Origin of the sequence: Terrabacter sp. 2RAF25 (assembly GCF_052115265.1) — a bacterium.
GTDB lineage: Bacteria > Actinomycetota > Actinomycetes > Actinomycetales > Dermatophilaceae > Terrabacter.
Genome location: NZ_JBFRGJ010000003.1, coordinates 471,021 through 492,362, shown reverse-complemented (window position 1 = coordinate 492,362; position 21,342 = coordinate 471,021). Strand labels below are relative to the sequence as shown.

General features: G+C 72.2%; 18 protein-coding genes and 1 tRNA gene. 17 read left to right on the top strand and 2 right to left on the bottom strand.

The features are described from left to right. The first annotated feature begins 30 nt into the window (after positions 1-30). Together AB4091_RS11255 and AB4091_RS11250 are read left to right on the top strand one after the other, a co-directional pair. Complete coding sequence (locus AB4091_RS11255) at positions 31-759, top strand: response regulator (RefSeq protein ID WP_442291830.1); 729 nt, start codon at positions 31-33, stop codon at positions 757-759. A gap of 1 nt (position 760) precedes the next feature. Continuing rightward, the gene (locus tag AB4091_RS11250; protein ID WP_442291829.1) at positions 761-2,239 is read left to right on the top strand and encodes a sensor histidine kinase; all 1,479 of its coding nucleotides are present in this window, start codon (positions 761-763) and stop codon (positions 2,237-2,239) included. Here the strand turns inward: AB4091_RS11250 and AB4091_RS11245 are convergent. After that, on the bottom strand, positions 2,136-2,789 hold the full coding sequence (locus AB4091_RS11245; protein ID WP_442291828.1) for an ASCH domain-containing protein: 654 nt from the start codon (positions 2,787-2,789) through the stop codon (positions 2,136-2,138). The genes AB4091_RS11250 and AB4091_RS11245 overlap by 104 nt on opposite strands. Before the next feature lie 96 nt (positions 2,790-2,885). Then, a tRNA-Arg gene (locus AB4091_RS11240) sits at positions 2,886-2,957 on the bottom strand. A gap of 191 nt (positions 2,958-3,148) precedes the next feature. On the opposite strand from AB4091_RS11240, the gene AB4091_RS11235 reads away from it, so the two are divergent. The 15 genes from AB4091_RS11235 (at position 3,149) to glyA (ending at position 21,309) form a co-directional block, all read left to right on the top strand. Next, on the top strand, positions 3,149-3,943 hold the full coding sequence (locus AB4091_RS11235; protein ID WP_442291827.1) for a DALR anticodon-binding domain-containing protein: 795 nt from the start codon (positions 3,149-3,151) through the stop codon (positions 3,941-3,943). A gap of 2 nt (positions 3,944-3,945) precedes the next feature. Further along, positions 3,946-5,364, top strand: a complete 1,419-nt coding sequence (gene lysA, locus AB4091_RS11230) for a diaminopimelate decarboxylase (RefSeq protein WP_442291826.1) — start codon at positions 3,946-3,948, stop codon at positions 5,362-5,364. 84 nt (positions 5,365-5,448) lie between these two features. Then, positions 5,449-6,765 (top strand): homoserine dehydrogenase, encoded by a 1,317-nt coding sequence (locus AB4091_RS11225; RefSeq protein WP_442291825.1) that lies wholly within the window; start codon positions 5,449-5,451, stop codon positions 6,763-6,765. Beyond that, the gene (gene thrC, locus AB4091_RS11220; RefSeq protein ID WP_442291824.1) at positions 6,765-7,859 is read left to right on the top strand and encodes a threonine synthase; all 1,095 of its coding nucleotides are present in this window, start codon (positions 6,765-6,767) and stop codon (positions 7,857-7,859) included. Before AB4091_RS11225 ends, thrC begins: the two co-directional genes overlap by 1 nt. Positions 7,860-7,863: 4 nt before the next feature. Next, complete coding sequence (locus tag AB4091_RS11215; RefSeq protein ID WP_442291823.1) at positions 7,864-8,850, top strand: homoserine kinase; 987 nt, start codon at positions 7,864-7,866, stop codon at positions 8,848-8,850. Positions 8,851-9,078: 228 nt separating this feature from the next. Further along, entirely contained in the window at positions 9,079-11,316 is a 2,238-nt protein-coding gene (gene rho, locus AB4091_RS11210; protein ID WP_442291822.1) for a transcription termination factor Rho, read from the top strand. Between the two features lie 134 nt (positions 11,317-11,450). After that, a complete protein-coding gene (locus AB4091_RS11205; protein ID WP_442291821.1) occupies positions 11,451-11,852 on the top strand; it encodes a response regulator transcription factor in 402 nt (133 codons plus the stop codon). An 85-nt stretch (positions 11,853-11,937) separates the two neighbouring features. Further along, positions 11,938-12,996: a HEAT repeat domain-containing protein gene (locus tag AB4091_RS11200; protein WP_442291820.1), complete on the top strand. Its 1,059-nt coding sequence runs from the start codon at positions 11,938-11,940 to the stop codon at positions 12,994-12,996. Beyond that, positions 12,993-14,441: a glycosyltransferase family 2 protein gene (locus tag AB4091_RS11195; RefSeq protein ID WP_442291819.1), complete on the top strand. Its 1,449-nt coding sequence runs from the start codon at positions 12,993-12,995 to the stop codon at positions 14,439-14,441. Before AB4091_RS11200 ends, AB4091_RS11195 begins: the two co-directional genes overlap by 4 nt. After that, complete coding sequence (locus AB4091_RS11190) at positions 14,438-16,540, top strand: sensor histidine kinase (RefSeq protein ID WP_442291818.1); 2,103 nt, start codon at positions 14,438-14,440, stop codon at positions 16,538-16,540. Before AB4091_RS11195 ends, AB4091_RS11190 begins: the two co-directional genes overlap by 4 nt. Positions 16,541-16,756: 216 nt before the next feature. Further along, the gene (rpmE, locus tag AB4091_RS11185; RefSeq protein ID WP_442291945.1) at positions 16,757-16,972 is read left to right on the top strand and encodes a 50S ribosomal protein L31; all 216 of its coding nucleotides are present in this window, start codon (positions 16,757-16,759) and stop codon (positions 16,970-16,972) included. 90 nt (positions 16,973-17,062) lie between these two features. Further along, positions 17,063-18,154 carry a peptide chain release factor 1 gene (gene prfA / locus AB4091_RS11180; RefSeq protein ID WP_442291817.1) on the top strand — a complete coding sequence of 364 codons (1,092 nt, stop codon included), beginning with the start codon at positions 17,063-17,065 and terminating at the stop codon, positions 18,152-18,154. Next, positions 18,151-19,017 (top strand): peptide chain release factor N(5)-glutamine methyltransferase, encoded by an 867-nt coding sequence (gene prmC, locus AB4091_RS11175; RefSeq protein ID WP_442291816.1) that lies wholly within the window; start codon positions 18,151-18,153, stop codon positions 19,015-19,017. The genes prfA and prmC overlap by 4 nt, the downstream gene beginning before the upstream one ends. A gap of 84 nt (positions 19,018-19,101) precedes the next feature. Next, a complete protein-coding gene (locus AB4091_RS11170) occupies positions 19,102-19,983 on the top strand; it encodes an L-threonylcarbamoyladenylate synthase (RefSeq protein ID WP_442291815.1) in 882 nt (293 codons plus the stop codon). 48 nt (positions 19,984-20,031) lie between these two features. After that, complete coding sequence (gene glyA / locus AB4091_RS11165; RefSeq protein ID WP_442291814.1) at positions 20,032-21,309, top strand: serine hydroxymethyltransferase; 1,278 nt, start codon at positions 20,032-20,034, stop codon at positions 21,307-21,309. Positions 21,310-21,342: the final 33 nt, after the last annotated feature.

The following is a 21,342-nucleotide window of genomic DNA, read 5'->3' as shown; positions in this document are numbered from 1 at the left end:
GCACGGGAGGGGTGGCCCGCACTGGAACGTATGGGGGATCAGATGGTTCGTGGCCTGCCCGTGGGGCACCTGAAACACGTCGAAGAGCGCGTCGAAGCGCACGTCGAGCCGGTCGAGCTGCTGGCGGTGGCCGTCGTCGACGACCACCGGGCTGTCGCCGACGCGATGGCCTTCGCGGTCGACCGCGAGGACGGCCTCACCTGCGCCGGGGTCGCCTACTCGGCCGGGGCGGCACTCGAGCTGCTGCAGCGTGAGGCCCCCGACGCCGTGCTCATGGACGTGCGACTCGGCCACGACGACGGCATCGACCTCACGGCGGAGCTGACGAAGCGGCTGCCGCACCTGCGCGTCATCGTGCTCACCGCCCACCTCGACCAGGGCTTGCTCAGTCGCGCCGCGGACGCCGGTGCGTGTGCGCTGCTGCCCAAGGACGGCTCGTGGGAGGACGTCATCGCGGCGATCCACAGCGCCGCGAGAGACGGCTTCCACGTGCACCCGAAGCTGCTGCGCGGGCTCGTGGGCTCTCAGCCCGCTCGCGGTCTGCCGCCCGTCGACCTGACCTCGCGCGAGGCCGAGGTGCTCGGCCTGCTCGCCGAGGGGCGCGACGCCACCGAGATCGCACGGAGCCTCGGCATCTCGGTGCTCACCAGCCGCGGCCACATCAAGAGCGTGCTCGCGAAGCTGGGGGCGCACTCGCAGCTCGAGGCCGTGGTGACCGCCAGCAGGCTGGGGATGGTGAGCCTCCGAGGGACTGGTTGACGTGGCGCTGCTCCGTGCTGCGGACCCCCTGGCCGGAGGGGTGACGCGTTCGGCACTGCGCCGCTTCCTGCTCTGGACGCTCGCTGCTCTGGCGCTCGTGGGGGTGGGCACCGTGCTGCTCGCCCGCCCTCTCGCGTCACAGATCGCCCTGCGCGATGCGACGGTGCGAGGCTCCGGGCTCGCGCGGTACGTCGTGGCGCCCCTCGTCGACCGCCGGGTGCGTGCCGGCGACCCCGGGCCCACCTCCACCCTCGCCTACCTGCTGCAGAACCGGATGCGCGACGGGTCCATCGTGCACGTGAAGATCTGGACCGAGGACGGCCGGGTGCTGTGGTCCGACGAGAAGCAGCTCATCGGGCACACCTTCGCCCTCGATGCCGACGTCGCCGAGCTCTTCGGCTCCGAGAACGTCACCTCGGCCGTGTCGGACCTGTCCAAGGCGGAGAACGCCGACGAGCGGGCCAGCGGAGAGCTCCTCGAGGTGTATGCCGGCCTGCACGACGCGGACGGCGTGCCGCTCGTCTTCGAGTCCTACTGGACGGCCGATCCGATGCACGAGGACGAGTCAGCCCTCCTCGGGCGGCTGGCGCTGCTGGGCCTGGGGTCGCTGCTGCTCTTCGCCGTGATGGTGCTGCCGCTCGCCGTGTCCCTGGCGCGCCGCGTCGAACGCGGGGAGGCCGACCGCAGCAGGATGCTGCGCCACGCGCTGTCCGCGTCGGACCTCGAGCGACGTCGCATCGCCGACGACCTGCACGACGGGGTCCTGCAGAACCTCGCCGGGTTCGGCTACCTCATGGGCGCCCTCGTGGACGACCTGCCCCCCGAGGCGACCCGCGCCCGCACGATCGTCGGCGAGCTGTCGACGGGGCTCAAGCGCGACGCCGAGGGCCTCCGCTCGCTCATGACCGACATCTACCCGGCCGACCTCGCCGAGGGCGGCCTCGTGCCGGCCGTCGAGTGGCTCGCGGAGCAGGCGCGGTCCTCGGGCCTCGACGTCGAGGTCGACCTCGACCCGGCCATCGCCCGGTCCGGCCTGCCGATGGCCCAGGTGGTGTACCGCTCGATCCGCGAGGGGCTGCGCAACGTCGTCAAGCACGCCGAGGCCTCGTCCGTGGTCCTTCGCGCCAGGGTCGTCGGGCACCAGGTGGTCATCAGCGTGCGCGACGACGGCGTCGGCCCGCGCGACCCCAGGGGCCTCGCGCCCAGGGTGGGGCCCGTGGGCTCCGGGCAGGGGCACGTGGGCCTGCACCTGCTGCGGGACACGGTGCGCGACCTCGGAGGAGATCTGGTCCTCGAGGCGCCGGCCGACGGGGGCGCGCTCCTCACCGTCACGGTCCCCAGGGCGTTTGCGGACGCCTGGGTCGGCCGAGCCGCTGTCAGCGGTCGGGCTGGTCGGGCTCGTCGGGCAGGTCTCGCCGGTCGGCCCAGTCGAGGTACGCCGCGCCGCGCGGCGAGATCTCGTATCCGACCTCGTGGCTGATGGTCAGCCCGAGGGCCTTGAGCTTGCGGATGTCGACCTTCATCGGCAGCAGCTCGCAGCCGCGCAGCGCGGCGAGCTCCTTGGAGACCACCCGGGGGTTGTCCCGGATCCACTCGAGGATGTCGCGTGTCCAGGGACCGCTCTGTCGCGCGTCGAGCCGAGCCAGTCGGGCCGCGATGTCCGGCAGAGTCGCGTCGTCGGGCACGTTCTGGCGCAAGGCGATTCGCGGGTCCTCTCCGGCCCAGCTCAGTCGGATGCGATAGACCTTGTCGCCGCCGCGGCCGCCGCGGCCGCCGCGCGCAGACGGCTTGCGCGCCGTGGGGCTCAGGAACTTCTGCAGCGCCGCGAGGTCCTTGACCCCCGCCTTGCGTGCGTCCCGCTCGGTCAGCTTGTCCGGGTCGCGCACCTGGCTCACGGCGTCGAAGCGGACGAGGCCGGCGGGCGTCAGCTGGACGCCCCCGACCTTGACCCTCGGAGTGTCCCAGCGTCGGAAGGCCTGGGTCACGGTTCCCGCTCGGATGGCCTCGGCGACAGGCTTGGAGATGAGCACGCCCCATCGTGACACCTGGCCCGGTCCGTCGCCGACGTGACGAGAGGTCGACCTGAGTGGCGCTCCGCGCCTTCAGGTCGACCTCTCGTCGTTCGGTGCCCCCGGCAGGATTCGAACCTGCGCTCCCGCCTCCGGAGGGCGGTGCTCTATCCCCTGAGCTACGGGGGCGTGCGCACTTTCGTGCGCCCGGTGAGATTAGCAGCCGGGACGGCCGAACGCTGAATGCACCCCCATCCGGCGGGGTGCCCCGGGACGGCAGGTCCGCGGACACGGTCGCAGCGGCATGCGCGATCGGTGTCGGACCTCCCGCGAGCCGGTGCTCCGGCGGCCGTCCGGGGCCTCCTCGTAGACTCGCCGCCATGACGCCGGAGCAGCTGCGCGCCCTCCTCGAGGAGGTGGCCGCGGAAGCCGCACGCAGTGGCGAGCTGCCCGGTGGGGCCGCCACAGGGGCGCCCGGCGGGGCCATCTTCCGCCCCACCGACACCCGCGCGGCGGGGGTGGTGGCCGACTGGGTGACACCCGTCGCGCAGCGTTGGGCGCCGCGGCTCGGCATGGGGGCTCGTGACCTGGCGCGCGTCCTCGCGCAGGGCCTCACCCTCCAGAAGCCCGTGGCCGCAGTCGAGGTCGCGCCGAGTGGCCTCATCGCGGTGACGCTCGAGGACGCCGCGCGGTCGGCGATCGTCGCGCACGTCCTCGGGCACCAGGACGCGTACGCCCTCGGCGGGGGAGCCGTCGGGCCCGTCCCCGCGGAGCTGCCCGGCAGCAGGCCGGCCGGCGACCCGCTCCTCGGGGGGCAGCTGGCCCATGCGCGGCTCTGCCGTCTCATCCGCAACGCGGAGGCGGCCGGTGTCGAGCGGCGCGAGTCGGCACGGGTCGAGCGGCTCACCCACGTGATCGAGCGGCACCTCCTCGTGGCCCTCGCCGACCTGCCTCAACGGCTGGACACCCACTCGGGCGACGTCTCACAGCAGCGGCGCGCCGTCACCGACCTGGCCGACCTCGTCGGGGCCTGGGACCACCCCCTGCGCCCGGCCGTCGCGGACGAGCCGGTGCGGGCCGTCCACGCCGCGCGGCTGCTGCTCGCCGACGCCGTCCGAGTCGTCTTGCGCAATGGACTCGCGCGCCTGGGCGCGTCGGCCCCGGAGAGGATGTAGGCATGCGCGCACACGAAGCAGGAGCGCTGCACGCCGAGGGCTATCGCGGCCCCGCGTGGCTCCAGACCCCCGTCGACGTCAACGCCCTCGTCCCCTCGCTCTGGGCGACCTCCGTCGGACGTGGCGCCGACGGAGCCCTCACCGTCGGCGGGGTTAGCGTGGCCGAGCTCGCGCGTGAGTTCGGCACGCCGGCATACATCATCGATGAGGACGACTTCCGTTCGCGCGCAAGGGATTTCAAGCAGACGTATGCCGAGGTGTTCGACAGCCTGTCAGGTGGCGCCGACGTGTTCTACGCCGGCAAGGCGTTCCTCTGCACCGAGGTCGCGCGCTGGATCCGCGACGAGGGGCTGAGCCTCGACGTCTGCACCGGCGGCGAGCTGGCCGTCGCGATCCGTGCCGGCGTGCCCGGTGAGCGAATCGGCCTGCACGGCAACAACAAGAGCATCGGCGAGATCCGCACCGCGCTCGAGTACGGCGTCGGGCGCATCGTCGTCGACTCGTTCGACGAGATCGACCGGGTGGCCGCGGTCGCGGCCGAGCTCGGGGTGGTGGCACCCGTCCTGATCCGTGTCACGGTCGGCGTCGAGGCGCACACGCACGAGTTCATCGCCACGGCCCACGAGGACCAGAAGTTCGGCCTGTCGCTCTCGGGCGGTCACGCGTTCGAGGCGGCGGGCCGCATCCTCGCCCAGCCGGAGTCGCTGCGGCTGCTCGGTCTCCACAGCCACATCGGCTCGCAGATCTTCGACACGTCAGGATTCGAGGTCTCGGCGCGGCGCATCGTCGCCCTGCACACGCAGGTCGCCCGCGAGCTCGGCACCGAGCTGCCCGAGCTCGACCTGGGCGGCGGGTTCGGCATCGCCTACACGACCGAGCACGACCCCCTGCCGCCGAAGAACCTCGCTGCCGGCATGGCGGAGATCATCGAACGTGAGTGCCGCGCTGACGGAGTCGCCGTGCCGCGCATCTCGGTCGAGCCGGGCCGCGCCATCGCCGGACCCAGCACGTTCACGCTCTACGAGGTGGGCACGGTCAAGCCGGTCGACCTCGACGGCGGGGCCCAGCGCGTCTACGTCTCCGTCGACGGCGGCATGAGCGACAACGTGCGCACCGCCCTCTACGACGCCAACTACTCGTGCACGCTCGCCAACCGGGCCTCCACGGCCGACCCGGTGCTCGCCCGCGTCGTCGGAAAGCACTGCGAGAGTGGAGACATCGTCGTCAAGGACGAGTTCCTGCCCGCCGACGTGACGGCCGGTGACCTCGTCGCCGTGCCCGGCACCGGGGCCTACTGCCGCTCCCTGTCCAGCCAGTACAACCACACGCCTCGACCCCCCGTCGTCGCGGTGCGCGACGGGGTGGCTCGCGTCATCGTCCGGCGCGAGACGGTCGACGACCTGCTCGCGCTCGACGTCTGATGGATCTGCAGATCCTGCGCCGCGCATGTCCGGATCGCGAAACAATGGGCGTCCAGATCCCGGACAGACGGCAGGATTCGCACCGTGGACAGTGCAGTGAGTGACCCCCGGCCGTTGCGCGTCGCCCTGCTCGGAGCGGGTGTCGTGGGCGGAGCCGTGGCCCGCCTCCTCACCGAGCACGCCGACGACATGGCGGCCCGTGTCGGTGCCCCGCTCGAGATCGTCGGCATCGCGGTGCGACGCGCCGGGCGCGACCGCTCGGAGCTCGGGGTCGACCCGTCGCTGTTCACCACCGACGCCGACGAGCTCGTGACGCGCGCCGACGTCGTCGTCGAGGTGATCGGCGGCATCGAGCCGGCCCGCTCGCTCATCCTGCGCGCCATGGACCACGGGGCCTCCGTGGTCACGGCCAACAAGGCCCTCCTCGCCGAGGACGGCCCGGCTCTCTACACGGCGGCCGCCGAGAAGGGGGTCGACCTCTACTACGAGGCGGCCGTCGCCGGCGCGATCCCGCTGCTGCGACCGCTGCGCGAGTCCCTCGCCGGCGACGAGGTGCGCAAGGTCCTCGGCATCGTCAACGGCACGACGAACTACGTCCTCGACAAGATGGACACCACCGGCGCCGGTTTCTCCGACGCCGTCGAGCAGGCCCAGGCCCTGGGCTACGCCGAGGCCGACCCGACCGCCGACGTCGAGGGCTTCGACGCCGCCGCCAAGGCGGCGATCCTCGCCTCCCTCGCCTTCCACACCCGCGTCTCAGGCACCGACGTCTACCGCGAGGGCATCACCGAGGTGTCGGCATCCGACGTCGCCGCCGCTCGCGAGATGGACGCGGTCGTCAAGCTGCTCGCGATCTGCGAGCGCAGCGAGCGAGGCGTGAGCGTACGCGTGCACCCGGCGATGATCCCGCGCTCGCACCCGCTCGCCGGCGTGCGCGAGGCCTTCAACGCCGTCTTCGTCGAGGCCGACGCGGCCGGCGAGCTGATGTTCTACGGCAAGGGAGCCGGCGGCGACCCCACCGCTTCCGCCGTGCTCGGTGACCTCGTCGCCGTCGCGCGTCACCGCGTCGGCGGAGGGCTCGGACCTGGGGAGTCGAGCTATGCCGACCTGCCGGTCCTCACGATGGGCGACGCCGAGACGAGGTACCACATCAGCCTCGACGTCGAGGACCGCTCGGGCGTGCTCGCGCAGGTCGCCGCCGCGTTCGCCGACCACGACGTCTCCATCGAGACCGTGCGCCAGCAGCTCGTCGCGGCCGCCGACGGTGAGTCCGCACGGGCCAACCTCATCATCGTGACCCACACCGCCACCGACGCGGCCCTTTCGTCCACGGTCGAGCGCCTGCGCACGCTCGACGTCGTCCGTGGCGTCAACTCCGTCATGCGCGTGGAAGGTTCGTGATGGCCCACCAGTGGCGCGGAGTCATCCGCGAGTACGCCGACCGCCTCCCGATGCTCGAGGGCGCGCCCGTCGTCACGCTCCACGAGGGCGGCACGCCCCTCATCCACGCCGAGAAGCTGTCCGAGCGGGTCGGCGCCGAGGTCCACCTCAAGTACGAAGGCCTCAACCCGACCGGCTCCTTCAAGGACCGCGGCATGACGACCGCCATCAGCGTCGCCGCGGCCAAGGGCGCGCGCGCGGTCATCTGCGCCAGCACGGGCAACACGTCGGCGTCGGCAGCGGCCTACGCGACGAAGGCCGGCATGACGTGCGGCGTGCTGGTGCCCGACGGCAAGATCGCGATGGGCAAGCTGAGCCAGGCCATCGCGCACGGCGCGACCCTGCTCCAGGTCGACGGCAACTTCGACGACTGCCTGACGCTCGCACGCAAGCTCGCCGAGGCCTACCCGGTCGAGCTGGTCAACTCGGTCAACCCCGCCCGCATCGAGGGCCAGAAGACCGCCTCGTTCGAGGTCGTCGACGCCCTCGGCGACGCCCCCGACATCCACTGCCTGCCGGTCGGCAACGCCGGCAACATCACCGCGTACTGGCGCGGCTACCGCGAGTACCTCGCCTCGCCGGTCACCGACGCGCCAGCAGGGCCGGCCACCCACCTGCCGAGGATGTGGGGCTTCCAGGCCGCGGGTGCTGCGCCCATCGTCCTCGGGCACCCCGTCGACCACCCCGAGACCATCGCGACAGCGATCCGCATCGGCAACCCGGCCTCGTGGGAGCAGGCGGTCGCAGCGCGCGACGAGTCCGGTGGGCGCATCGACGCGGTCACCGACGAGCAGATCCTCGACGCGCACCGCTACCTCTCCTCCGAGGAGGGCGTCTTCGTCGAGCCCGGCTCGGCCGCCTCGGTGGCCGGTCTGCTCGCGAGCCACGCGGCCGGTCTCGTGCCCTCCGGCGCGCGCATCGTCTGCACCGTCACCGGCCACGGACTCAAGGACCCACAGTGGGCCCTGCGCACCGCCGACGGCAGCGACGTCGTGCCCACGCGCGTCAGCATCGACGCCTTCAGCGCGGCGCAGGCGCTCGGGCTCGAGGGCTGACCGCGTGAGCCGGGTGCCCGCAGGGCGGTCCGTTCACGTGCGCGTGCCGGCGAGCAGCGCCAACCTCGGCCCCGGCTTCGACTCCATCGGCCTGGCCCTCGGGCTCTGGGACGACTACGCCGTGACGACCTCCGACGAGTTCGGTCTCGTCATCGAGGTGACCGGCGAGGGCGCTGCCGACGTGCCCACCGACGAGCGGCACCTGGTGCACGCGACGATGCAGCACACCTGGCAGTCCCTGGGCGTTCGCCCCCCGGTCGGGCTGCGCATCGTCGCCACCAACGGCGTGCCGCACAGTCGCGGTCTCGGATCGTCGGCCACCGCGATCGTCGCCGGGGTCGTTGCCGCACAAGCACTCTCACTCGGTGTCGCACCTTCGACGCCCGAGCCGTATGCCGCCTGGCCGGCCGGCGGTGACGACGTGCCCGTCGACCTCGGGCTGGCGACGCACCTGTCGAGCGAGCTCGAGGGGCACCCCGACAACGCGTCGGCCAGCGCCCTCGGCGGCCTCACGGTGAGCTGGATGCCCGACGACAGCGGCCACGATCACGGCGAGCGCACCGTGACGGCTCGCATCGAGCCGCACCCCGACGTCGAGGTCGTGGTCTTCGTCCCCGAGACGCAGCTGGCCACCCGCACGGCCCGCGCCGTCCTGCCCGCGACGGTGCCGCTCGCGGCGGCCGCCGCCGGTGCTGGGCGGGCCGCCCTGCTCGTGCACGCGCTGACGGCCGACCCGTCGCACCTCCACGCGGCGACCCGTGACTGGCTGCACCAAGAGGCTCGACGCCCGTCCTACCCCGACACCATGGAGCTCGTGGACCTGCTGCGCTCGCAGGGTCACGCGGCGGTGGTCTCGGGTGCGGGACCCAGCGTGCTCGTCCTCACCACGCGTGCGGCGGCCTCGAGCGTCCAGGCGGGTCGTCTCGCGGCGCACTGGGAGCGGCTGACCCCGGGGGTGCCGGCCCGTGGAGCGAGGGTCACGGCCGGCTGACCGTCGACACACGTGCGATCCGCCCCGGCGCGGAGGCGCCCGGGTGGTATTCTGGCCGCGCACCACAGCCGCGACATTCGCAGGACGGTGCATCACCCCCACATTGAGGCGAAGTCACCTGCCTCTGGGCGCGTTCTGCGCCGAAGTGGATCTCAGACGGCCAGGTCACCTGGTCCAACTCCGGCCCGCTGGACCTCCCGGGCCGCAAACGAGGGGGAAGGATCCTTCGTGTCAGAAACAACCACCCGTCCGGTGTCCGGCCTGTCGGCCATGAAGCTGGACGAGCTCAAGGGCGTCGCGTCGTCGATGGGCATCACCGGAACGACGAAGATGCGCAAGAGCGACCTCGTCGAGGCCATCAAGGCCCGGCAGGCGGGCGGCTCGTCCGCCGCCGCCACATCGACCCCGCCCCCTGCCTCTGGGGGAGCGAAGAGCGACACGTCCGACGGCGCCTCTCCGGCCCGCACGTCGCGCCGCGCCAGCCGCCCGGCGGGCTCGGCCGGCAACGAGCAGGCCGAGAAGAACGTCGAGCAGGCGGGCTCCGCCGAGGCCGCCGCCGACCAGTCCGGCGCCGCGGGCGAGCGGGCTTCGACCGCGTCGTCCGTCTCCGCCGGCACGGCCGACATCGCCGACACTGCCGACACCACCAGCGCCGGGCGGTCCTCCCGGGGCGCGCGCGTCTCGCGTGACGATGCCGCCGGCACCGCCGGCACCGCGGACACCACTCAGGCCGCCGATGGCGACGACGACGGCAGGCGTCAGCGCAGCCGTGGTCAGCAGGAGCGCCAGTCCGACCGCCGCGACGACCGTTCGGCTCGTCAGCAGTCCGACCGTCAGCAGGACGACCGGCAGCCGTCCGACCGCCAGCAGTCCGACCGTCAGCAGGGCAGCCGCGCGGAGCGCCAGAACGACCGGGCCCAGCAGTCGGACCGCCAGACCGACCGTGGCGACCGCCAGCAGGCGCGTCAGCAGGACAACCGGCAGCAGGACAACCGTCAGCAGGACAGCCGCCAGCAGGACAACCGCCAGCAGGACAACCGGCAGCAGGACAGCCGCCAGCACGACAGCCGCCAGCACGACAACCGTCAGCAGGACAGCCGCCAGCAGGACAACCGGCAGCAGGACAACCGGCAGCAGGACCATGACAACCGCCAGGGCGACGTCCGCGGCCAGCAGCAGTCGCACTTCGACGACGACGGGGGCAGCCGCCGCAGCCGCAACCGCCAGCGCAGCCGCGACCGCAAGCGGGGCCGCGGTCGTGAGGGCGGCCAGGACTGGAACGACACCGACATCCAGGTGGGTGACGACGACGTCCTCGTGCCGGTCGGCGGCATCCTCGACGTGCTCGACAACTACGCGTTCGTGCGCACGTCCGGCTACCTCGCCGGCCCCAACGACGTCTACGTGCCGCTCGGCATGGTCAAGAAGAACGGTCTGCGCAAGGGCGACGCCGTCACCGGCGCGGTCAAGGCGCTGCGCGACGGCGAGCAGCCGTCGGGCAACGTCGGACGCCAGAAGTTCAACGCCCTCGTGCGCCTCGACACCGTCAACGGCACGACGCCCGAGGAGGCGGCGAAGCGGGTCGAGTTCGGCAAGCTGACGCCGCTCTACCCCCAGCAGCGCCTGCGGCTCGAGACCGAGCCGAACGTCCTGACGACGCGCATCATCGACCTCGTCGCCCCGATCGGCAAGGGCCAGCGCGGCCTCATCGTCGCGCCGGCCAAGGCCGGCAAGACGATGATCATGCAGACGCTCGCGAACGCCATCACGACGAACAACCCCGAGTGCCACCTCATGGTCGTCCTCGTCGACGAGCGCCCCGAAGAGGTGACCGACATGCAGCGCGCCGTCAAGGGCGAGGTCATCTCCTCGACCTTCGACCGGCCGGCGGAGGACCACACGACGGTCGCCGAGCTCGCCATCGAGCGGGCCAAGCGTCTCGTCGAGCTCGGTCACGACGTCGTCGTGCTGCTCGACTCGATCACCAAGCTCGGTCGCGCCTACAACCTCGCCGCGCCGGCGAGCGGGCGCATCCTGTCCGGCGGTGTCGACTCGGCTGCGCTCTACCCGCCGAAGAAGTTCTTCGGTGCCGCGCGCAACATCGAGAACGGCGGCTCCCTGACCATCCTCGCGACCGCTCTCGTCGAGACGGGCTCGAAGATGGACGAGGTGATCTTCGAGGAGTTCAAGGGCACCGGCAACATGGAGCTCCGGCTCAACCGCGAGCTCGCGAACCGCCGCATCTTCCCGGCGGTCGACATCAACAGCTCCGGCACACGTCGTGAGGAGATCCTCCTGGCGAGCGAGGAGCTGAAGATCATGTGGAAGCTGCGCCGGGTGCTCGCCGCGCTCGACCCGCAGCAGGCCATCGAGCTGCTCATCGACCGGCTCAAGAAGACGCGGACGAACTACGAGTTCCTCACGCAGGTGCAGCAGACGAGCGGCTCGAAGCTCGACGAGTCCTGACGTAGCGCTCGCACGAGTCGCGACAGAAGGGGAGTGGTGTCTCACGACACTGCTCCCCTTCGGCGTTTCGTAGCCCATTCGGGTGATTTGTTCCTAAAATGGTGCTTCACACTCGAACATCCCCATGGAGTGCCATGTCTGCGCCCGCCGGCGACCCCGATGCCAGTCCCGTCCGTGTCCTCGTGGCCGACGACGACGCCGACATCCGTGACCTCGTCGAGTTCAAGCTGACCCAGGCCGGCTATGCCGTCGAGGCGGTTCCCGACGGCCTCAGTGCCTGGGAGGCGTTCGCCGCCAACCCGCCGCAGCTGGCCGTGCTCGACGTCATGATGCCCGGCCTGTCGGGGATCGACGTGCTGCGCAAGATCCGCGAGAGCGACAACCCGTCGGTGCCCGTCCTGCTGCTCAGCGCGAAGTCCCGTGACTCCGACGTCGACACCGGCTTCGCCGTCGGCGCCGACGACTACGTTATCAAGCCGTTCAGCCCGCGCGAGCTCCTGCACCGGGTCAACGGCATGCTCGCCCGGGCCAGATGACGACCGGAAGGGCTGCGGTGATGGCCTGCGCGACGACCGGTGCGGTGACGGGCGCTGCGAAGGGCGAGGCGAAGGGCGCCATGTCGTGATCATCGGCGGAGCCCTGCTGCTCGGCGCGACGATCGCCGTGCTCGGCGGCTGCCTGCTCCTCATCCTTGCCGTGGTCGCAGTTCGCGCGAGGCGTCACAGCCGCACCCAGCGTGACCAGATGCTGCTGTCCCCGCTGCGCGGGCCGCTGATCACGGTGGCCTCGGGCGAGGACGACGACGGGTCCGCGGCAGAGCAGCTGACCTGGGCCACCGGCGTCACCCGCACCGTCCTCGACCGCAACATCGTCGAGCTCCTGACGAAGATCCGTGGCGTGCCCGGCGACCAGCTCGTCCGGGTCCTCGAGGTCCACGGGGCCGTCGAGGCGGCCGTCGACGACCTGGGCCACCGCTCCTCGGTCCGACGGGCCCGGGCCGCCCAGCTGCTGGGGCTGGCGCGGGCCGACCACACCGTCCCGCGGCTGGTCCAGGCGCTGCGCGACGAGTCCGTCGAAGTGCGCAACAGCGCCGCCTACGCGCTGGGTCTCATCGGCGACCCGACCGCGGCCGGCGCCGTGCTGGACGCCATCGGCGTCCCCGACCGCGGCCTGCCGGCGGCCACCGCTGCCGGGGCCCTCCAGTCGATGGGCGTCGGAATCTCCGAGGTGCTGCGCGAGGGCATGGGCGACGCCAACGCCCGCACCCGCATGGTCGCGGCCCACCTCAGCGGCGAGCGCAGCTTCACCCGTGGTCTCCCCGAGCTGCGCAGGCTACTCGACCACGACACCGACCTCACGGTCCGTGAGACCGCAGCAGTCGCCATCGGCCGGCTCGGCCGCGGCGAGGACGCCGTCGTCCTGGGCCGCCACACGGCCCCGGAGGAGCCGCTGTCATTGCGTCGCGCCTGCGTCCAGGCCCTCGGTGAGCTGGGCGAGGACGCCGCGATCCCGACCCTGTCGACCCTGCTCGACGACCCCGACCCGCGCCTGGCCGAGCTCGCCGCGGGCGCGCTCCTCGCGCTCGGAGCCGACGGCACCGACGCCCTCTCGGGCCACGAGGACGACCCTGCCGTGCGCACGGCGCGACTCATGGTGAGCCTGCAGAAGGCGAGCGCATGAGCTGGCCGGGCTTCGTGGAGGGGCTGCGCTCCTTCGTCGTGTGGGTGATGGACGTCTCGAGCGTCCCGATCATCGTCTACTTCGTGCTCATCAACTCCTCGTTGCTCCTGCTCATCGGGCTCGCGTACCTCGAGTTCCGTGCGCAGCAGCGGCGGCGGGCCACGGCGCTCACCTGGCAGGGGGCCGGGATGGCGCCGGGCGTCTCGCTGCTCGTGCCGGCCTACAACGAGGAGGCCGGCATCGTCACGGCCGTCAAGTCCTTCCTCACCCTGCGCTACCCCAGGCACGAGGTCGTCGTCGTCGACGACGGCAGCGCCGACCAGACCTTCGCGCGGCTCGAGGAGGCGTTCGACCTCGTCCACGTGCCTCGCGAGCTGCCCAGCGAGGTGCCGATCCGGGCGAAGGTGCTCGGCATCTGGGTGCCGCGCGACGGGCGCACCCGGCTCGTCGTCGTGCGCAAGGAGAACTCCGGCCGGTCCGAGGCGATCAACGTCGCGATCAACGCCGCCAGCGAGCCCCTCGTCGCCATGATCGACGGCGACTCGATCCTCGAGCCCGACGGCCTGCTGCACGTCACGCGTCCCTTCGCCGACGACCCGACCCGCATGGTCGCCACCGGCGGCGCGATCCGCCCGGTCAACGGCAGCCGTGTGGTCTCAGGGCGCATCGTGCGCGTCGAGATGCCGCAGACCTGGATCCCGCGCATCCAGCTCGTCGAGTACCTCCGAGCCTTCCTGCTGGGCCGCACCGGATGGTCGCGCCTGGGCGGCCTGATCCTCATCAGCGGCGCCTTCGGGCTCTTCCGTCGTGACGTCGTCGTCGAGGTCGGCGGCCTCGACCCCGACAGCATCGGCGAGGACTTCGAGCTGGTCATGCGCATCCACAAGCGCATGCGCGACCAGGGCCGCGACTACAGGGTCGAGTTCGTGCCCGAGCCGGTCTCGTGGACCGAGGTCCCGGTCACGGCCACGGTGCTGCGCAACCAGCGCCGCCGTTGGCACCGGGGTCTCTGGGAGACCCTGTGGGCCTACCGCGGCATGCTCTTCCGGCGGAAGTACGGCCGCGTCGGTTGGCTCGCCCTGCCGTACTACTGGCTCTTCGAGCTCATCGCCCCGCTCCTCGAGCTCTTCGGCATCCTCATCGTGCCGCTGGCGCTGCTGCTCGGCGTGGTCAACGTGCCGTTCGCGATCCTCTTCCTCGTCCTGGCCTACGGGTATGCCGTGCTCGTGACGCTGTCGGCGATGGTCGTCGACGAGTGGGCCTTCCACAAGCACGACCGGTGGCGCGCCATCTGGCAGACCATCGCCGCCTCGGTGCTCGAGAACATCGGCTACCGGCAGCTGACTGTGTGGTGGCGCCTGGAGGGATGGTGGTCGAGCCTGCGCGGCAAGAAGCACGTGTGGGGCGTCATGACCCGCACCGGCTTCGACGAGGACGCCGCGTGAGCGGCGGCCTGCCGGCCGTCTCGAGGCGGTCGGTGGGCAGCCAGATCCGGGTGCTCATCGGGATCCTGGTCGTCCTCGTGCCGCTGGGGGCCATCGTGTCGGTCGCCACGATCCACTCCCAGAGCGCTGCCGTGCGTGCGCTCACGCTCGCCCTGGGGCCCGCGTCCGAGGCCAACAACACCGTGCTGCTCGACATGACCCGCGCCGAGGGGGCCTGGCGCGAGGCCGTGGTCGGCGCGCCCGCGCCCGTTGACCCGCTCTCGCTCCAGCCCGGCATCGAGCAGCAGCTCGACCGCGTCGAACAAGGCACCCAGAGCGGCGAGCTCGCCGCGGCCGACCGGGCGCGCTTCGCGACGCTCCTCGCCGCCGAGCGAGCGACCGTCGCCGAGTGGTTCGCGGCGGCGCGGGCCTCGATCGCGGCTGCCCCGACGGCACCCCCGGCGACGACATCGGGACCGGCCGTCGACCCCGCCGCACGTGCGCGCGTCGAGACGGCATACGCGAGCTTCAGCACGGCCAGCGGCACCCTCGGCGACACCATCCGTGCGCACCGCAACGCCGCCCGCGTGGACTCCCGCGAGGCCACCGACATCACGTCCGGCGTGATCATCGCCGCCGCCACCCTCGTGCTCATCGTGCTCGTCGCGGCCGGCTTCGGCATGGACCGCGCCGTCGGCCGCCCCCTGGCCAGGCTGCGCGAGGTCGTGCGGCGCCAGGCCGAGGAGGACGTCATCGCGATGGCCAACCAGGAGGAGGGGGCCCTCGAGGTGCGCATGCTGGCCCGCGACTTCAACGACCTCACCCGTGCCAACGCCCGCCTCGTCGACCAGCAGGCGGCAGTGCTCGAGATGCAGGAGCTCGTCCTCGACGTCGGCCGAGGGGCCCGTGGGGCAGCCGACGTGCGCGAGGCGCTGCAGCGCGTCACCTCCAGGCTCGGCGCCGGCCTCGGCGCCGACCGAGTGCTGCTCTACACGCTCGCCGACGACGGTCAGTCCGTGGGGGATCGCCTCCAGTGGCACACCGACGACCTGCCCGACCTGCCACCGCTGCCGCGCTCGCTCGCGCAGCAGGTGGGTGCCGTCAACGACGAGCTGCGTCGCGACGCCGGTTTCTTCGACCTCGGTGACCTGCTCGCGCACAAGGCGTACGCCGATGAGCGGGTCCGCGCCTTCCACCGGGCCACGGGCGCGCTCTCGCTGCTCATGCTGCCCGTCGGCACCGGCGGTCGTGGACTCGGCATCATGGCGGTGCTCATGGTCAACGCGCCGCGGCGGTGGCACCGGCACGAGATCCAGGCCGCGCAGCAGTGCGCGGCCATCGCCGCCCAGTCGATCGTGTCGCTGCGCCTGTCGCAGATGCAGGACGAGCAGGTCCAGCGGCTCACCGAGCTCGACCGTCAGAAGACCGACTTCATGGCCACGGTCAGCCACGAGCTGCGCACCCCGCTCACCTCCATCAGCGGCTACCTCGAGCTGCTCGTCGACGGCGACTTCGGCGAGGTGTCCGACGGCCAGCACGTCGCCCTCGACATCATCGGACGCAACGCGACCCGGCTGCGCGGCCTCATCGAGGACCTCCTCGTGCTCAACAAGATCGAGATCAGCGGACTGCAGGCGATCGCCGAGGAGGTGGCCGTGCGCGACCTGCTGCGCACCGTCACCGAGACGATGGAGCCGGTCGCGGCCGCCTCCGGGGTGCAGCTCATCTGCCCGGCCGTCCCCGACGACCTCGTCGTCAAGGTGGACCGCGGCCAGGTCGAGCGTGCCCTCATCAACCTCGGCTCCAACGCCGTGAAGTTCACCCCCGAGGGCGGTGAGGTCGTGCTCACCGCAGAGCGGTCGGGCGGGTCGACCATCATCTCCGTCCACGACACCGGCATCGGCATCCCGGCCGCCGACCTGGCCCGGCTGTCCGAGCGCTTCTTCCGCGCCGGCAACGCCACGGCTGCTGCGATCCCGGGCACGGGGCTCGGCCTCGCGATCGTCCGGGCCATCGTCGAGGGGCACGGTGGCGAGCTCGTCATCGCCTCCGTCGAGGGTGAGGGGTCGACGATGCAGGTCGTGCTCCCGGTGGCCCAGCCGGCGAGCGTCCCGGCGTAGCGCGCCGGTCTCGGGCACCCCGTGGGCCGCCCCCGACCGGCGCCGATCCCGGGGAAACGCCGGGGGATGCCGGGGGAATGCCCCGTCCCTCCTGCGCGTTTGGGAGGAGGTGCGCCTTTCTGGCACACTCTTCCTTTGGACCGGTTCACGGTCGAGCGACCCACCAGGGTGGCGAGCGACGACACCGACCCGGCCGACTACCTCGAGGAGACGACGTTGAAGAAGGACCTTCACCCCGCCTACGTGGAGACCACGGTCACCTGTACCTGTGGCAACACGTTCACCACCCACAGCACCGAGCCGTCCGGCAAGATCGCCGCCGACGTGTGCTCGCAGTGCCACCCGTTCTACACGGGCAAGCAGAAGATCCTCGACACCGGCGGCCGCGTCGCCCGGTTCGAGGCCCGTTACGGCAAGAAGGCCGCCAAGTAGGTCTCCCGCTCGCCGGCTCCCACGACTTCGGTCGTCGGGGGCCGGCGTTCGTGTTTCCACCCCCGCTGACGCCGACCGAAGGACCCCACCGTGCTGGACTCCGTGCAGTCGATCCTCGATGAGTACGCCGGGCTGGAGTCCCGGCTCGCCGACCCGGCAGTCCACAGCGACCAGGACCTCGTGCGCACCCTGAACAAGCGGTATGCGGCCCTGGCCCCCACCGTGGCCGCTGCGCGTGAGTGGACGTCAGCGGGCGATGACGTGACGGCTGCCCGCGAGCTCGTTGCCGAGGATGCGTCGTTCGCCGAGGAGCTGCCCGCGCTCGAGGCCCGCCTCGCCGAGGCGGAGGAGCACCTGCGTCGGATGCTCGTGCCACGCGACCCCGACGACGACCGCGACGTCATCCTCGAGGTCAAGGCAGGGGAGGGGGGAGACGAGTCGGCGCTGTTCGCCGGCGACCTGCTGCGGATGTACCTGCGCTACGCCGAGCAGCGCGGCTGGAAGACGGCGGTCGAGGACGCCACCGAGAGCGACCTCGGCGGCTACAAGGACGTCCGGGTCTCGATCAGGGCCAAGGGCACGCCGGGTCTCGGCGAGGCGCCGTGGGCGCGTCTGAAGTACGAGGGCGGCGTGCACCGTGTGCAGCGCGTGCCGGTCACCGAGAGCCAGGGCCGCATCCACACCTCCGCCGCGGGCGTGCTCGTCATGCCCGAGGCCGAGGAGGTCGAGGTGACCATCGACCCCAACGACCTGCGCATCGACGTCTACCGGTCCAGCGGTCCCGGCGGCCAGAGCGTCAACACGACCGACTCGGCCGTGCGCATCACCCACGTGCCGACGGGCCTGGTCGTCTCGTGCCAGAACGAGAAGTCACAGCTGCAGAACAAGGAGGCCGCGATGCGCGTCCTCCGCGCCCGGCTGCACCAGGTCGCCCAAGACGAGGCCGATGCCGAGGCATCCGCGGCCCGCCGCTCGCAGGTGCGCACCGTCGACCGCTCCGAGCGCATCCGCACCTACAACTTCCCCGAGAACCGCATCTCCGACCACCGCACCGGCTACAAGTCCTACAACCTCGACTCGGTGCTCGACGGTGACCTCGACCCGGTGGTCCAATCCGCGCTCGACGCCGACGAGGCCGCGAAGCTCGCGGCGCTGGCCGACGGCGCGGGGTCGTCGGCGTGACCGACCTGCGTGACGGCATACGGGCTGCGGCCGGGCAGCTGCGTGCCGCCGGCGTCGCGTCCGCCGACGTCGACGCGGTCGAGCTGGCCGCGCACGTGCTGGGCGCCGACGCCTCCGAGGTGCGGCGGCTCATGGTTCTCGGGGGCCGCTCGCTGCCGCCGACGTATGCCGTCCTCGTCGACGAGCGCGCGCGCCGGGTCCCGCTGCAGCACCTCACGGGTCGAGCGCACTTCCGCCGGCTCACGCTCGCGGTCGGCCCGGGCGTCTTCGTGCCCCGCCCCGAGACGGAGGTCCTCGTCGAGCTGGCCCTCGCCGAGCTCGGACAGCTCCCGTCGGAAGAACGTGACCCGCGGGTCGTCGACCTCTGCTCGGGCTCGGGGGCCATCGCCCTGGCGGTCAAGCACGAGTGGCCTGATGCCGAGGTGCGCGGCGTCGAGCTGTCACCCGACGCGTACGCCTGGGCGGTGGCCAACCGCGACCGCCTGGGGCTCGACGTCACGCTCGTCAACGGAGACGCGACGGCTGAGTGCTTCCCCGACTGGGCCGGCACCGTCGACCTCGTCACCGTCAACCCGCCCTACATCCCCGTGGGGGCCGTGCCGCTGGACCCCGAGGTCCGCGACCACGACCCCGAGGTGGCGCTCTACGGCGGCAGCGAGGACGGCCTGGCGATCCCGCTCGCCGTCGTACGCGTGGCCGCACGCCTGCTGCGTCCGGGCGCGCTCGTGCTCGTCGAGCACGCGGACTCGCAGGGCGAGAGCCTGCCCCGTCGTCTCGTGTCCACCGGCCTGTGGGTCGACGTGGTCGACCACCCCGACCTCTCCGGCCGTCCGCGGGTCACGACCGCGCGCCGTGCGGGCTGACCCGGGCAGGCGGCGAATGCCGGGTCGGCGGCGAATGCCGGACCGGGCCGCTCACGGCGGAAGGCCCCAAGTAGGCTCGCCCCCGTGAGCGAGCGCTACGACTGCACCGACCCCGAGCAGCGTGCCGAGGGAATCCCGGCGGCCGGAGCTGCCGTCCGGCGCGGCGAGATCGTGGTCCTTCCGACCGACACCGTCTACGGCATCGGGTGTGACGCCTTCGACGCCAACGCCGTCGCGTCGGTGCTCGCGGCCAAGGGGCGCGGGCGCGACATGCCGCCGCCGGTGCTCATCCCCACGGCCCGCACGGCCCAGGGCCTGGCGACGCAGGTGCCCGACTACGCCCAGCGCCTCATGGAGCGCTTCTGGCCGGGTCCGCTGACGCTCGTGCTCAAGGCGCAGACGTCGCTGCACTGGGACCTCGGCGAGACGAACGGCACCGTCGCGCTGCGCGTCCCCGACCACGAGCTCGCCCTCGAGCTGCTCGGCGACATCGGGCCCATGGCGGTCACGAGCGCCAACACGACCGGCGACCCCGCCGCCCGCACCGCCGACGAGGCGGTGGCCATGCTCGGTGAGTCGGTCGGCGTCTACCTCGACGGCGGCCCGGCCGGTGAGGGGCAGCCGTCGACGATCATCGACTGCACGGGCGAGACCCCGGTGACGCTCCGCCTCGGTGCCCTCTCGCAGGACGACATCGATGCCGCGCTCGAGCCCGAGCCGGTCGAGCCCGCGGCGGCCGACGCCGAGGCCGACTCCGCGCAGGGCGAGCACGGGTCCGAGCCATCAGGCCGACCCGACGGAGAACCCGACCTCGACTACGTGCCCGAGACCAACCCCTACGGCTCCGGCACCACCGCCGACGAGGTGCCGCCCGCGGAGTCCTCGGGCTTTCCCTCGGCGGTCATCGTCGAGGGCGACCTGCCGACGCCCGAGAGCCCCTCGGGCGAGCGTCCCCCGACGGCATAGAGTTGGCTAGCGCTCGCGCCCCACTCCCGACCCACCCGGAGATCCCCCATGGCTGACGACACGTTCTACGGCTCCGACTTCGGCGCCCTGCAGTCCTTCGACCCCGACATCGCGGGGGTGCTGCTGTCCGAGCTCGACCGCATCCGCGGTGGGCTGCAGCTCATCGCCAGCGAGAACATCAGCTCGCCCGCGGTGCTGACGGCCCTGGGGTCGACCCTGTCGAACAAGTACGCCGAGGGTTACCCCGGTCGCCGCTACTACGGCGGCTGTGCGGAGGTCGACAAGGCCGAGCAGATCGCGATCGACCGCGCCAAGGAGCTCTTCGGCGCCGACCACGCCAACGTCCAGCCGCACTCCGGCGCGAGCGCCAACCAGGCCGTCTACGGCGCCTTCATGGCGCCCGGCGACACGATCCTCGCGATGGCGCTGCCGATGGGCGGACACCTCACCCACGGCACGAAGGTCTCCTTCTCCGGCAAGTGGTTCAACGCCGTCCACTACGGCGTCGACAAGCAGACCGAGGACATCGACTACGACCAGGTCGAGGCGCTCGCCAAGGAGCACCGGCCCAAGGTGATCTGCGCCGGCGGCTCCGCCATCCCGCGGCTCATCGACTTCGAACGCTTCCGGGCCATCGCCGACGAGGTCGGCGCGATCCTCTGGGTCGACGCCGCCCACTTCATCGGCCTCGTCGCCGGCAAGGCGATCCCCTCCCCGGTCCCGTACGCCGACGTCGTCACCTTCACGACGCACAAGGTGCTCCGCGGCCCCCGCTCCGGCGCGCTCGTCTGCAAGGCCGAGCACCAGCCGGCACTCGACAAGGCCGTGTTCCCGATGATGCAGGGCGGCCCGCAGATGCACACCATCGCGGCCAAGGCGGTCAACTTCAAGGAGGCCGCGAGCCCCGAGTACGCCCAGTACGCCACCGACGTCATCGCCAACAGCAAGCAGCTCGCGGCCAGCCTGCTCGAGGTCGGCATCCGCCCGACGACCGGCGGCACCGACACGCACCTGTCGCTGCTCGACCTCCAGGGCGTGGGCGTCACCGGCAAGGAGGCCGAGGAGCGCGCCGACGCCGCCGGCATCGTGCTCAACAAGAACGCCATCCCGTTCGACCCGCAGAAGCCGAACATCGCCTCGGGCATCCGCGTCGGCACGCCGTCGGTCACGACCCAGGGGATGGGCCTGGAGGAGATGAAGACCATCGCCTCGCTGATCCACACGGCCGTCACCACGGGCGATGCCGACCCCGACCACGCCGTGAGCAAGCAGGTCCGCTCGGAGGTCACCGACCTCGTGACGCGGTTCCCGGCATACCCTCGCTGAGTGGGGTCCACCCGCGCGCGTCAGGGCACGAAC